The organism is Vibrio artabrorum (assembly GCF_024347295.1).
Taxonomy (GTDB): domain Bacteria; phylum Pseudomonadota; class Gammaproteobacteria; order Enterobacterales; family Vibrionaceae; genus Vibrio; species Vibrio artabrorum.
On record NZ_AP025459.1, the window covers coordinates 1285141 to 1299356 of the forward strand.

The following is a 14216-nucleotide window of genomic DNA, read 5'->3' on the forward strand; positions in this document are numbered from 1 at the left end:
GATGCCGACAACCGCAAATGCAATTTTCAATGCTCACACTTAACTTTCAAAACCAAAGAAGCAGCGCGCAAGAACATTGAGAAATGAATCTTACTAACACGAAAGAAATGAGTAACACGGAAGCCAATTAACCAAAAAACGGGCTACGCGAGATGCCTATTTCGCAGAAAAGTCTTTGGGAAATAACAGGTGTATAGCTAGAACGCAGAACCAAGCTTTTAGACCAAAACGCTTTTCTGCCCTTTGCAAACTAACGCCCAATTAAGGGGTGAACAACGCCTTCACCCAAACCTAAAGCATTGTGCCATAAACACTTAATTTGAAGTAGAACCAAAAATGCCAAGCGTTGGGAATCCCTCTTAAATTGCTCGTTATAAATATTTTTCGTAGCACTGTTCAAGCTGAACTTGCCCCCAAAGTTCGCACTCTTTCTCATGGATTAATTGAAATCCATTTTTGATATAGAGTGACTTTGAAACAGCTAAACCTGCAACTGTCCAAAGGACTACTTTGGAATAGTTTTCCTCAAGACAAAAGCTAAGTGCCTGCTTAATTAGAGTTTTTCCTAAACCTTTTCCGCGAGCCTTTGGATCTACTGAGAACCACCGAAGTTGAGCTTCAGTATTTGAGTTTTCACAAATACAAATCGTGCCGACCAATTCACCATCCATACGGGCCAACCAAATCTTCTCTCGTTTACCATTACGTTTTGCAAACTGAGCTAGAGGCTCTGCAACGTATGCTTCAAAGGTAAAGTCATAGCCATACTCTTTCGAGTAAAGTAAGCCATGCTGCTTAACGATATGACCTAAGTCTCCTGGTTCTAATGTATTGCTAATTATCATTACTGCTCCCTCGCGATGATTTTGACTGTATTTATAACGCTTTGCTAAGTGGCTGGCAAAGCACCTAACCAGAAGCAACGCACCTTAATCATTGAACTCATTGGAACTGAAAATGCCAAGCGTTGCCAGTCCATTTAAGCAATTTGTTATGAAAAAGCGCTAAACCGCGCCACTTAACTCAATGCCAACGCCCTAGCCTCTGAAATAAGCGCCGACTGCTGACCCACAATGATTACCTGAAAGTCACTTCAAGCGAACGCAAAAAGTGAGGTTGCAATGAAGTGCCGAACGATAAACTCACTGTGAAGATAATTGCCACAACTCGATCTAGTTTTAGAGCACAAAGCCTATTGGCATATTATTCTTTCGACATATCCCAATAGGCTTAAAAGCAAAGGAAACAGCAAGATTTAAGCCTAAGAAGATTTTAATTAGATGGTAGAAAAGCACAGCCTTTGATGAACAAAACTACCTACAAAAAGATACGTTAACAGCAGCTTCATAACGCTAAGCTAAGTGGCTAACAAACTTACCACCCAACCCAATTTGAACACCTTAATCACACAACTAAACCGAACCAAAAATGCCAAGCGTTTGTTAGTCCGTCTTAAGTGTTTTGTTAGTTTGCTACCGCGATAAACCCAAGGTTTAGCGCCAAGGTGCTGAATTGACAACCAAACTACTGGCTTTGAACGCAGATGTAAAATTGAAAACTACGAATATCAAATTCACACAACAAAACGGGCTTGGCTAAGAAGACTTTCATAGATGCCGACAACCGCAAATGCAATTTTCAATGCTCACACTTAACTTTCAAAACCAAAGAAGCAGCGCGCAAGAACATTGAGAAATGAACCTTACTAACACGGAAGAAATGAGTAACACAGAAGCTAATTAACCGAAAAACAGGCTACGCGAGATGCCTATTTCGATGAAAAGTCTTTGGGAAATAACAGGTGAATAGCTAGAACGCAGAACAAGGCTTTTAGACCACAAACGCTTTTCTGCCCTTTGCAAACTAACGCTAAGCTAAGTGGCTAACAAACCTGCCACCTAACCCAATTTGAACGCCTTAATCACAAAACCAAACCAAACTGAAAATGCCGAGCGTTTGTTAGTCCGTCTTAAGCGTTTTGTTAGTTTGCCACCGCGACAAACCAAAGGTTTAGCGCCAAGGTGCTGAATTGACTACCAAACTACTGGCTTTGAACGGAGATGTAAAATTGAAAACTACGAATATCAAATTCATACAACAAAACGGGCTTGGCTAAGAAGCGACATGCGCCAGACAACTACGGTTTGAAGGACAATAACTGACAAAGGATTTGTTCGATGAACTTAACAGCCAAGTGCGACAAAGCCAGTTAAGAACAACTTAGCCGCAACGAAAAAGAAGCCGCGCAAAAGAACGTAGCGAAAAAATTAGAACCCGTAAACGACTAACCCACAACAAACACTTCCCACATAGTGCCACCGGAAAGTTCGTGAGATTAGAAAACGAACAGGTGTATAGCTAGAACGCAAAACCCAGCTTTTAGACCAAAACGCTTTTCTGCCCTTTGCAAACTAACGCTAAGCTAAGTGGCTAACAAACCTACCAGCCACCTCAATTTGAACACCTTAATCACAAAACCAAACCGAACCAAAAATGCCAAGCGTTTGTTAGTCCGTCTTAAGCGTTTTGTTAGTTTGCTACCGCGACAAACCAAAGGTTTAGCGCCAAGGTGCTGAATTGACTACTAAACTACTGGCTTTGAACGTAGATGTAAAATTGAAAACGACAGAACTCAAAACCAACCAACAAAACGAGCTTGGCTAAGAAGCGACATGCGCGAGACAACCACAGTTTGAAGGATTAGAGCTGGCAAAGGATTCGTCCGATGAACTTAACAGCCAAGTACGACAAAACCTGTTGAGAGCAACTTAGCCCCCACAAAAAAGAAGCCGCGCCAAAGAACGTAGCGAAAAAGTTAGAACCAGTAAACGACTAACCCACCACAAACACTGCACACACAGTGCCACCGGAAAGTTCGTGAGATTAGAAAACGAATAGGTGTATAGCTAGAACGCAAAACCCAGCTTTTAGACCAACACGCTTTTCTGCCCTTTGCAAACTAACGCCCAATTAAGGTGTGAGTAACGCAACACCGAAGCTACAGTATTGCACCCTAAACACATGACTCAACGCATAGTAAAACCGCCAAGCGTTACGAATCACTCTTAAATTGTTTGTTAGGTGCGTAGCTTATTCTTGTACAACCTTTACCCATTTTGAGCGCCATTCTTGTGCTTCCATAGGATCAGGCCAGAATTCTTTTTGCTTGATGATCAAACCGTTTTCAACGGTATGAAAAGTAATAGCACGGGCTTTTTGAACACTATCTGTAATCGAAACATCAGTTACGACCGTTGCTCCGTCACAAACTACCGAATGAACTTCAAACTCCCAAACACCATTTGCGGGGTAATAGGAATTAATAGCTGTGAAATTTTCTCTACCCAATGTAAGTTCATTTGATTGAGGCCAAAAGCCTTCGAAATTAGGACTAAGCCACTCACTCGCTTTGGCAAGTCATTAGTTTTCATTGCATCCCAAAAAGCTAGGACAACTTCCTTTGAATTCATTATTTCCTCCAAGCACCTAACGCTAAGCTAAGTGGCTAACAAACCTACCCCCCAACCCAATTTGAGCACCTTAATCACAAAACTAAACCGAACTGAAAATGCCGAGCGTTTGTTAGTCCGTCTTAAGCGTTTTGTTAGTTTGCTACCGCGATAAACCCAAGGTTTAACGCCAAGGTGCTGAATTGACTACCAAACTACTGGCTTTGAACGGAGATGTAAAATTGAAAACTACGAATATCAAATTCATACAACAAAACGGGCTTGGCTAAGAAGCGACATGCGCCAGACAACCACAGTTTGAAGGATTAGAGCTGACAAAGGATTCGTTCGATGAACTTAACAGCCAAGTGCGACAAAGCCAGTTAAGAACAACTTAGCCGCAACGAAAAAGAAGCCGCGCAAAAGAACGTAGCGAAAAAGTTAGAACCCGTAAACGACTAACCCACAACAAACACTTCCCACATAGTGCCACCGGAAAGTTCGTGAGATTAGAAAACGAACAGGTGTATAGCTAGAACGCAAAACCCAGCTTTTAGACCAAAACGCTTTTCTGCCCTTTGCAAACTAACGCCGCGTTAAGTGGTGAGCAACGCAAACCACCCTACCTAAACCATTGTGCCGTAAACACTAAATTCAAGGCAAACCGAAAATGCCAAGCGTTGGGAATCCGTCTTAAACGCTTTGTTATATGTAAATATGACTATTGTTCATCACTTTGTATAATTGGTGCGTAACCTTTGAACTTAATGATACGTTTAGTTACTTTTCGCCCTTCCCCACCTAGACCGGCGGATATGCTAGAGCCATCAGTTGTAACACCCAAGTTTCCCTTACCGCTATTATCGTAATACTCTTCTATTTCAACTTCCTCTGCCGAATCTATACGCCGTGCAATAGCTAACTCTTGTTCAACCTTAGCACCGGATAATAGTATGCGAGATTCGATCTCAGCTTTCGTTGCTTCTTCGCTCAACTCGATAGATGTTTTTGAACTGGAGTCGTAGGAATAGCTTTCAACGAGCTTCTTTACTGCCAGCGAAATTAGATCTGTTGTAAATAACATATTTTAGATTCTCTACTTATTTAATATGACGAAACTGAGCTTTACATATAACGCTAAGCTAAGTGGCTAACAAACCTGCCACCTAACCCAATTTGAGCACCTTAATCACGCAGCCAAACCGAACCAAAAATGCCGAGCGTTTGTTAGTCCGTCTTAAGCGTTTTGTTAGTTTGCTACCGCGATAAACCCAAGGTTTAGCGCCAAGGTGCTGAATTGACGACCAAACTACTGGCTTTGAACGCAGATGTAAAATTGAAAACGACAGAACTCAAAACCAACCAACAAAACGAGCTTGGCTAAGAAGCGACATGCGCCGACCAACCACGGTTTGAGATATTTCTACTGACAAAGGATTCGTTCGCTGAACTTTAACACCCAAGTGCGACAAAGCCAGTTAAGCTCAACTTAGCCACAACGAAAAAGAAACCGCGCCACAGAACGTAGCGAAAAAGTTAGAACCCGTAAACGACTAACCCACCACAAACACTGCTCACATAGTGCCACCGGAAAGTTCGTGAGATTAGAAAATGAACAGGTGTATAGCTAGAACGCAAAACCCAGCTTTTAGACCAAAACGCTTTTCTGCCCTTTGCAAACTAACGCTAAGCTAAGTGGCTAACAAACCTGCCACCCAACCCAATTTGAACACCTTAATCACACAACTAAACCGAACCAAAAATGCCAAGCGTTTGTTAGTCCGTCTTAAGCGTTTTGTTAGTTTGCTACCGCGATAAACCCAAGGTTTAGCGCCAAGGTGCTGAATTGACAACCAAACTACTGGCTTTGAACGCAGATGTAAAATTGAAAACGACAGAACTCAAAACCAACCAACAAAACGAGCTTGGCTAAGAAGACTTTCATAGATGCCGACAACCGCAAATGCAATTTTCAATGCTCACACTTAACTTTCAAAACCAAAGAAGCAGCGCGCAAGAACATTAAGAAATGAATCTTACTAACACGAAAGAAATGAGTAACACGGAAGCCAATTAACCGGAAAACAGGCTACGCGAGATGCCTATTTCGATGAAAAATCTTTGGGAAATAACAGGTGTATAGCTAGAACGAAGAACCAAGCTTTTAGACCAAAAATGCTTTTCTACCCTTTGCAAACTAACGCTTTGCTAAGTGGCTGGCAAAGCACTCAACCAGAAGCAACGCACCTTAATCATTAAACTCATTGGAACTGAAAATGCCAAGCGTTGCCAGTCCATTTAAGCAATTTGTTATGAAAAGGCGCTAAACCGTGCCACTTAACTCAATGCCAACGCCCTAGCCTCTGAAATAAGCGCCGACTGCTGGCCCACAATGATTACCTGAAAGTCACTCCAAGCAAACGCAAAAAGTGAGGAAACAAAGAAGTGCCGAACGATAAACTCACGGTGAAGATAATTGCCACAACTCGATCTAGTTTTAGAGCATAAAGTCACATGGCATATTATTCTTTCGACATATCCCAATAGGCTTAAAAGCAAAGGAAACAGCAAGATTTAAGCCTAAGAGGATTTTAATTAGATGGTAGAAAAGCACAGCCTTTGAAGAACAAAACCACCTACAAAAAGATACGTTAACAGCAGCTTCATAACGCTAAGCTAAGTGGCTAACAAACCTGCCACCTAACCCAATTTGAACGCCTTAATCACAAAACCAAACCAAACTGAAAATGCCGAGCGTTTGTTAGTCCGTCTTAAGCGTTTTGTTAGTTTGCCACCGCGACAAACCAAAGGTTTAGCACCAAGGTGCTGAATTGACTACCAAACTACTGGCTTTGAACGGAGATGTAAAATTGAAAACGACGAATATCAAATTCATACAACAAAACGGGCTTGGCTAAGAAGACTTTCATAGATGCCGACAACCGCAAATGCAATTTTCAATGCTCACACTTAACTTTCAAAACCAAAGAAGCAGCGCGCAAGAACATTGAGAAATGAATCTTACTAACACGAAAGAAATGAGTAACACGGAAGCCAATTAGCCGAAAAACGGGCTACGCGAGATACCTATTTCGATGAAAAGTCTTTGGGAAATAACAGGTGTATAGCTAGAACGAAGAACCCAGCTTTTAGACCAAAACGCTTTTCTGCCCTTTGCAAACTAACGCCGCATTAAGGTGTGAGCGGCGCTTGGCTATACTTGAGCGAAGCGAAACTGCCAAGCGTTGCGAATCACTCTTAAATGCTTTGTTATACGCGTGCTGACACTACAACGGAACCTTCATAACCTTATGATTTAGCTCACTTTCAATATCAACCGCTAACCAGCCTAAAGACTCGTACAGCGGTGGTACATTGGTGTAAGCATACAAGTTACTTTGAACTGTTGCTGATACTTGGCTAACACCTCGGTTAATCAGTTCACTAGCAATACCTTGACCACGCCACTCCGGTAAAACATAAACAGCATTAAACCAAATAACTTCTGAGTCACCATGAGGTTCTTTGAAGCGCGAATATGAGAGACCACCAATAACTTGATTATCTCTGAGAGCAACAATCACCGGTGGGAGGTTACTTTCGGGTTTATAGGTATTTACGAACAGAAAATCAGACCATTCAGTTTGAAACAACTTTTCTAGAGCAACCCAATACTCACTATTTTCATCGCAATTTCTGAATACTACCTTGTTCATATTGGATTATTTCCTCAAAAGCGTATAACGCTAAGCTAAGTGGCTAACAAACCTGCCACCCAACCCAATTTGAACACCTTAATCACAAAACTAAACCGAACCGAAAATGCCGGGCGTTTGTTAGTCCGTCTTAAGCGTTTTGTTAGTTTGCTACCGCGACAAACCCAAGGTTTAGCGCCAAGGTGCTGAATTGACGACCAAACTACTGGCTTTGAACGTAGATATAAAATTGAAAACGACAGAACTCAAAACCAACCAACAAAACGAGCTTGGCTAAGAAGCGACATGCGCGAGACAACCACAGTTTGAAGGATTAGAGCTGGCAAAGGATTCGTCCGATGAACTTAACAGCCAAGTACGACAAAACCTGTTGAGAGCAACTTAGCCCCCACAAAAAAGAAGCCGCGCCAAAGAACGTAGCGAAAAAGTTAGAACCAGTAAACGACTAACCCACCACAAACACTGCACACACAGTGCCACCGGAAAGTTCGTTAGATTAGAAAACGAACAGGTGTATAGCTAGAACGAAGAACCGAGCTTTTAGACCAAAACGCTTTTCTGCCCGTTGCAAACTAACGCTAAGCTAAGTGGCTAACAAACTTACCACCTAACCCAATTTGAGCACCTTAATCACAAAACTAAACCGAACTGAAAATGCCGAGCGTTTGTTAGTCCGTCTTAAGCGTTTTGTTAGTTTGCTACCGCGATAAACCCAAGATTTAGCGCCAAGGTGCTGAATTGACGACCAAACTACTGGCTTTGAACGCAGATGTAAAATTGAAAACTACGAATATCAAATTCACACAACAAAACGGGATTAGCTAAGAAGACTTTCATAGATGCCGACAACCGCAAATGCAATTTTCAATGCTCACACTTAACTTTCAAAACCAAAGAAGCAGCGCGCAAGAACATTGAGAAATGAACCTTACTAACACAGAAGAAATGAGTAACACGGAAGCCAATTAAGTGAAAAACGGGCTACGCGAGATGCCTATTTCGATGAAAAGTCTTTGGGAAATAACAGGTGTATAGCTAGAACGCAAAACCCAGTTTTTAGACCAAAACGCTTTTCTGCCCTTTGCAAACTAACGCTGCGTTAAGGTGTGACAAGCGCTTGCCATACTGTGAGCGAAGCGAAACCGGCAAGCGTTTGGAATCACTCTTAAACGCTTTGTTATGCGATTTTTGCGCACATTATGTATTGAGGACCCGCTAGACCACCCAAATACTGTTCAAAACAGTTTTCAAAACCACCTTTTTCGTAACACACTTTTGCTCCTGGATTTTTGCAATTAACTGTCAGGTAAATCCAATTGAACGCTGAGTAGTGGGCTTTTAAGTAGGGAAAGAGAGCTTTGACCGCCTTCGTGCCTAACCCTTTACCTTGCTGACTAGTGTCGATAGCAAAAGCTCTTAATCCTAGCCCATCTGGCGGACAAAACTCATAGTTAGAAGAATAATCAACATCCAATTTGAAGAAACCGACTACTGAACCGTTGTTTTTTATGACATGTAAATGAGTTGTCTCACTTGCACTTGATATGAATTCATCAGCTGTACCAGCAAACTTAACTTGTTCATCAGCTAAACGAATAAGCTTAATTGCCCCAATATTTGATTCGTTAATCTTCTCTATTTCTACCATTTTGCTTCCATACTATTGAATCGCATAACGCCGCGTTAAGTGGTGAACAACGCCAACCACCAAACCTACCCCTTTGTACCTTAAACACTTAAGTTGACTTGAACCAAAACCGCCAAGCGTTGTGAATCCGCCTTAAACGCCTTGTTAGGCGAAGTTTTCCACCAATGTTTAAGTTGTTTTTAAAGCAGAGTACCCGAAACCAAATAAGCAACCAAACACCCACTGACTTTTTGTGATTCAAGAACCAGAAAAGCCACTATGTTTCAGCCGAAATTTCGACAACCACGAAATGCTGACCTTCAACAACAATGCAGGTTTTGAACCCGAAAATGCCAAAGCGACAAACTAGCAGCGAAATCGAAAGCCTCAATTGACTTGCCCTTGCCACATTTTGAGCAAGTCAAACTCACCACTATCCAACACTGAAAACCAATGAGGCAACCCACGAATTTTGGCATGTTTTACGGTTGGAGAGGTTCAATAATTTGAGCCGACAATACCAAATTGCCGACTTAGATAAACGAATGGTCAAAGATAACCAAGAAGATGAGAATAAAGAACTTTCCTGCCCATCGCCTAACGCCGCATTAAGGTGTGAGCGGCGCTTGGCTATACTTGAGCGAAGCGAAAACGCCAAGCGTTGCGAATCACTCTTAAATGCTTTGTTAACTGTATTTTTCCATGACGAAGTTTCTTAGTTTTTGACCACGAACCTCCATTTCTTGAGTTTGAACTACTTTAAACCCAAAATATTCATAAAATGGTCTGGCTGTAATACTTACTTCAGAATACAGACGCCTAATTCCACGTTGTTCTGCCATGCTAAGCACATGAGACATGAGTGCTTTGCCCACGCCCTGACCTTGATATTCATGATGACAAAAGAAGTGGTCAATTAACCCATTTGGTTGTAAATCAGTATAACCAACAATAGTGTTATCTACCTCAGCAACAAATGGTGACAAACCAGATATTCGCGTTTTCCAAACTGATAAATCAAGGCACTCTGGAGCCCATGCCTCTACTTGCTCTTGAGAGTAATCACGAATATTCACGTTACGAATCGTGTAAAAGTGAATACCCCAGAGTGCTTGAGCATCCGATTCAACGTACTCTCGAATTGTAATCATGCCACTGCCTCCGTAATACAGTTAACGCCGCATTAAGGTGTGAACAACGCGACCACCAAACTTAACCATACCACCTTAAACACTGAAGCCAACGCATAGTAAAAATGCCACGCGTTGCGAATCACTCTTAAACAGTTTGTTAGCAGTGTTTTAACGTCTTACCGCTGTTACTGTGACTTCAATAAGTACGTCACCTTCTAACGCAACACCTAGGCACGCTCGTTGAGGCCAGTGTTCTGGAGTTTCACCCAGCCACTCGCACCAAACTTTATCCATTTTAGGTTTATCTGGCATATTGGCGATAAACACCTGCGCACTTACTATTTGAGTTTTATCAGAACCCAATTCTTCGAGGTTTTGTTCTATCGTTTCTAGCGTCAGTTTAGTTTGGCCAACTATATCCAGAGAAGTGTCTGATGATGTTGCTACCGTCCATACCAAGTCTTTATATGCTGATGATTTATTTCGACCTTGATAGACACCCCGCTTCCTTTCAATCATTTTGTTCTCCTTGAACTGCTAACGCCTGCATAACACGTTTGCTACCATGCAGATTAAGCCTAAATTTACCACTTAACACGGTAAAACCAAAGAAACCTAGAACGCCGAATGTAGCAAATCGTGTTGATGCATTTGTTAAATGTAATTTACGCCATACCTACGTATCCTGGTGTTGATTGAATACGATAACACCAATTTTGAATTGCTGGATATTGAGTCAAATCGAAACCACCTTCATCTGCAACATGACTATAAGCATAAAGAGAAATATCAGCAATTGTCATTTCATCACCAACTAGATACCTAGTTTTACTCAATTGGCTTTCCATTAATTGTAGAGCTTTATGACCACCCTCTTGAAGTGAAACATATTCAGCTTTTCTTTCTTTTGGCATACCTAAATATTTTTGAATAAAACGAGCTACAGCAATGAATGGCTCATGACTGTATTGTTCGAAGAATAACCATTCATATACCTTTGCTTTTAAGTACGTATCTTTTGGTAGAAATGCTGTATTTTCAGAAAAGTACCCTAAAATTGCATTTGATTCGCACAGATAACGCCCATCATCTAATTCAACCGCAGGAATTTTTCCATTCGGGTATTTAGATAGAAATTCAGTTGTTTTTGTTTCACCATCTAAAATGTTCACATGAATCCACTCATGCTTAATATTTAAAAACGATAGTAACATCTTAACTTTTAAACAGTTTCCTGATTGTAGGTCACCATATACTTTCATTTACGCCCTCCTTGACGATTACATTTAACGCTAAAGCTAAGTGGCTAACAAACCTGCCACCCAACCCAATTTGAGCACCTTAATCACAAAACTAAACCGAACCAAAAATGCCGAGCGTTTGTTAGTCCGTCTTAAGCGTTTTGTTAGTTTGCTACCGCGATAAACCCAAGGTTTAGCGTCAAGGTGCTGAATTGACAACCAAACTACTGGCTTTGAACGCAGATGTAAAATTGAAAACGACAGAACTCAAAACCAACCAACAAAACGAGCTTGGCTAAGAAGACTTTCATAGATGCCGACAACAGCAAATGCAATTTTCAATGCTCACACTTAACTTTCAAAACCAAAGAAGCAGCGCGCAAGAACATTGAGAAATGAATCTTACTAACACGAAAGAAATGAATAACACAGAAGCTAATTAACTGAAAAACAGGCTACGTGAGATGCCTATTTCGATGAAAAGTCTTTGGGAAATAACAGGTGTATAGCTAGAACGCAGAACCAAGCTTTTAGACCAAAACGCTTTTCTGCCCTTTGCAAACTAACGCCCAATTAAGGGGTGAACAACGCCTCCACCCAAACCTAAAGCATTGTGCCATAGCCACTAAATTTGAAGTAGAAGCAAAAATGCCAAGCGTTGTGAATCCCTCTTAAATTGCTTGTTAGGTGCGTAGCTTATTCTTGTACAACCTTTACCCATTTTGAGCGCCATTCTTGTGCTTCCATAGGATCAGGCCAGAATTCTTTTTGCTTGATGATCAAACCGTTTTCAACGGTATGAAAAGTAATAGCACGGGCTTTTTGAACACTATCTGTAATCGAAACATCAGTTACGACCGTTGCTCCGTCACAAACTACCGAATGAACTTCAAACTCCCAAACACCATTTGCGGGGTAATAGGAATTAATAGCTGTGAAATTTTCTCTACCCAATGTAAGTTCATTTGATTGAGGCCAAAAGCCTTCGAAATTAGGACTAAGCCACTCACTCGCTTTGGCAAAGTCATTAGTTTTCATTGCATCCCAAAAAGCTAGGACAACTTCCTTTGAATTCATTATTTCCTCCAAGCACCTAACGAATGACATGGATTCCCCCTACCGAGGATATGCCACACTTATGTGGTACTTAATTGCACCGGAGGCACTATGTCTGATTATTCTTATTTCTGCGGTATCGACCTAGCTAAAAACCACTTCAGTCTTCATGCCGTAGACCAAAATGGTAAGGTCATACTTCATAAGTCGGTAACTCGCTCTAAACTACTGACTACAATAGCAAATATGCCACTCATGCGTATAGGCGTTGAAGCGTGTGGTGGTGCACATTATTGGGCAAGAACACTCAATAAACTTGGGCACGACGCCCGCATTATGGCCGTTAAATACGTAATTCCTTATCGAACTAAAGGAAAGAACGACCTTAATGATGCTGTTGCCATATGCGAAGCTGTTCAGCGTCCATCAACTCGCTTTGTACCCGTAAAATCCCCCGAGCAACAAGCCATCTTATCGGTACATAGAATGAGAGAGCATTGGGTTCGTGAACGCACCGCCCTTATGAATCGCATGCGCGCCCTACTCTCTGAGTTCGGGTTAATCATTCCTGTTGGCCGCTCTTCATTAATGAAACACGTTCCCTTAATCCTTGAAGATGCAGAAAATGAACTGCCACATCTCGCAAGAACGGTGATTGCCGATGCTTATCACCACCTTGGAGAGTTGAATCAACGTATCGCCGATACTGAACAAGTCTTCGAGTCTTTTGCTAAGGTCAGCGCTAATGTTCAACGAGTGATGAAGGTTCGTGGCATTGGACCGCAAACCGCTACTGCGATACTTGCTTCGATAGGCAATGGTTCTCAATTTGATAAAAGCCGTGATTTCTCTGCTTGGCTAGGACTCGTACCAAAGCAATATTCGACGGGAGGAAAGCCTCGCTTAGGTCGGATAACCAAACACGGCGACAAATACTTGCGAACACTATTAGTTCACGGGGCAAGGACAGTCATTGCTAACCTTGGCGACAAGCAAGATAAGCTAAGTCAGTGGTGTCGAGGCGTTCTAGAACGAAGAGGAATGAACCGAGCGATAGTGGCACTTGCCGCGAAGAACGCACGAATTATATGGTCGCTTTTACACAATCAAACCGAATATGAAAACTATGCTGCTTAAGTAGAAACTTAAGCAGCATAAAGAGTTAAAACCACCGGGTCATTGCAGACGCTAATGATGGAGATAGGTTAAGACCACTTGCGGAGAGCCTGTTAATGCGGCGGACACACTAGATGTCATCTAACGAATAAGGCACCGCAGTCGCGCAAGTCATCAGGGCCACGACGTATGCGAATCGTCGATAAGTAGGCCGAATGTAGAGCGGCAGTCCAAAACCCATCAACATAAGTTTAGCGGATGTTTGACAACCGGGGGAATCCATGTAGCCGTGTTAAGTGGTGAGCAACGCCCACCGAACTCAAGACAACATACCATAATCACCACACTAAAACTTGAAGCCAGAACTCGCAAGCGTTGGGAATCCGTCTTTAACACTTTGTTAGTTTGCCAACACGATGAAGCCAAAGTTTAGCGACAAGATGCTGAATTAATTACAAAACTACTGGCTTTGAACACCGAAATAAAATCGAAGACTACGAAACTCAGATTGAGCCACAAAACGAACTTGGCAAAGGAGACTTTCGCAGAACTTAACGACCACAAGTACCGTACTTCAATATTCAAATTCAAGCGGAAACACCAAAGAAACAGAGCCAAAGAACTTTGAGAAATGAACCTTACTGACACGAAAGAAATGAATAACACGGTAGCTAATTAACCGTGAAACTGGCTACGTGCGATGAGAGTTTCGATGACAAGTATTTGGGAACTACTAGGTGAATAGCAAGAACGTAGAACTAAGCTTTAGACCAAAAATGCTTTTCTGCCCTTTGCAAACTAACGCTAAGCTAAGTGGCTAACAAACCTGCCACCTAACCCAATTTGAACGCCTTAATCACAAAACCAAACCAAACTGA

The 14216-nt window shown here is 41.9% G+C and carries 9 protein-coding genes and 1 pseudogene; 1 reads left to right on the forward strand and 9 read right to left on the reverse strand.

The genetic code is table 11. The features are described from left to right. Positions 1-371: 371 nt before the first annotated feature. The 9 genes and pseudogenes from OCU36_RS19790 to OCU36_RS19840 all read right to left on the reverse strand — a co-directional run bounded on the left by OCU36_RS19790 (position 372) and on the right by OCU36_RS19840 (position 12243). Positions 372-845, reverse strand: coding sequence for a GNAT family N-acetyltransferase (locus tag OCU36_RS19790; protein ID WP_261840184.1), 474 nt, complete (start codon positions 843-845; stop codon positions 372-374). A gap of 2245 nt (positions 846-3090) precedes the next feature. Next, positions 3091-3470 (reverse strand): annotated as a pseudogene (locus tag OCU36_RS19800) (nuclear transport factor 2 family protein). Between the two features lie 700 nt (positions 3471-4170). After that, positions 4171-4533, reverse strand: coding sequence for a hypothetical protein (locus OCU36_RS19805; protein WP_261840185.1), 363 nt, complete (start codon positions 4531-4533; stop codon positions 4171-4173). Positions 4534-6736: 2203 nt separating this feature from the next. Then, positions 6737-7165, reverse strand: a complete 429-nt coding sequence (locus tag OCU36_RS19810) for a GNAT family N-acetyltransferase (RefSeq protein ID WP_261840186.1) — start codon at positions 7163-7165, stop codon at positions 6737-6739. A 1177-nt stretch (positions 7166-8342) separates the two neighbouring features. Further along, complete coding sequence (locus OCU36_RS19815; RefSeq protein WP_170903739.1) at positions 8343-8813, reverse strand: GNAT family N-acetyltransferase; 471 nt, start codon at positions 8811-8813, stop codon at positions 8343-8345. 665 nt (positions 8814-9478) lie between these two features. Next, positions 9479-9943 carry a GNAT family N-acetyltransferase gene (locus OCU36_RS19820; RefSeq protein ID WP_261840187.1) on the reverse strand — a complete coding sequence of 155 codons (465 nt, stop codon included), beginning with the start codon at positions 9941-9943 and terminating at the stop codon, positions 9479-9481. 150 nt (positions 9944-10093) lie between these two features. Continuing rightward, positions 10094-10444 (reverse strand): RidA family protein, encoded by a 351-nt coding sequence (locus tag OCU36_RS19830; RefSeq protein ID WP_261840188.1) that lies wholly within the window; start codon positions 10442-10444, stop codon positions 10094-10096. 146 nt (positions 10445-10590) lie between these two features. Further along, a complete protein-coding gene (locus OCU36_RS19835; RefSeq protein WP_261840189.1) occupies positions 10591-11187 on the reverse strand; it encodes a glutathione S-transferase family protein in 597 nt (198 codons plus the stop codon). Between the two features lie 675 nt (positions 11188-11862). Further along, a complete protein-coding gene (locus OCU36_RS19840) occupies positions 11863-12243 on the reverse strand; it encodes a nuclear transport factor 2 family protein (protein ID WP_258633640.1) in 381 nt (126 codons plus the stop codon). A 90-nt stretch (positions 12244-12333) separates the two neighbouring features. Here OCU36_RS19840 and OCU36_RS19845 point away from each other — a divergent pair, with 90 nt between their 5' ends. Further along, a complete protein-coding gene (locus OCU36_RS19845; RefSeq protein ID WP_261839017.1) occupies positions 12334-13359 on the forward strand; it encodes an IS110-like element ISVisp6 family transposase in 1026 nt (341 codons plus the stop codon). The last annotated feature ends 857 nt before the right edge of the window (positions 13360-14216 follow it).

Excerpts from the sequence above, each read along its gene's own strand:
- OCU36_RS19790 (WP_261840184.1), bottom strand. The coding sequence starts at position 845 with ATGATAATTAGCAATACATTAGAACCAGGAGACTTAGGTCATATCGTT.
- OCU36_RS19805 (WP_261840185.1), bottom strand. The coding sequence starts at position 4,533 with ATGTTATTTACAACAGATCTAATTTCGCTGGCAGTAAAGAAGCTCGTT.
- OCU36_RS19810 (WP_261840186.1), bottom strand. The coding sequence starts at position 7,165 with ATGAACAAGGTAGTATTCAGAAATTGCGATGAAAATAGTGAGTATTGG.
- OCU36_RS19815 (WP_170903739.1), bottom strand. The coding sequence starts at position 8,813 with ATGGTAGAAATAGAGAAGATTAACGAATCAAATATTGGGGCAATTAAG.
- OCU36_RS19820 (WP_261840187.1), bottom strand. The coding sequence starts at position 9,943 with ATGATTACAATTCGAGAGTACGTTGAATCGGATGCTCAAGCACTCTGG.
- OCU36_RS19830 (WP_261840188.1), bottom strand. The coding sequence starts at position 10,444 with ATGATTGAAAGGAAGCGGGGTGTCTATCAAGGTCGAAATAAATCATCA.
- OCU36_RS19835 (WP_261840189.1), bottom strand. The coding sequence starts at position 11,187 with ATGAAAGTATATGGTGACCTACAATCAGGAAACTGTTTAAAAGTTAAG.
- OCU36_RS19840 (WP_258633640.1), bottom strand. The coding sequence starts at position 12,243 with ATGAATTCAAAGGAAGTTGTCCTAGCTTTTTGGGATGCAATGAAAACT.
- OCU36_RS19845 (WP_261839017.1), top strand. The coding sequence starts at position 12,334 with ATGTCTGATTATTCTTATTTCTGCGGTATCGACCTAGCTAAAAACCAC.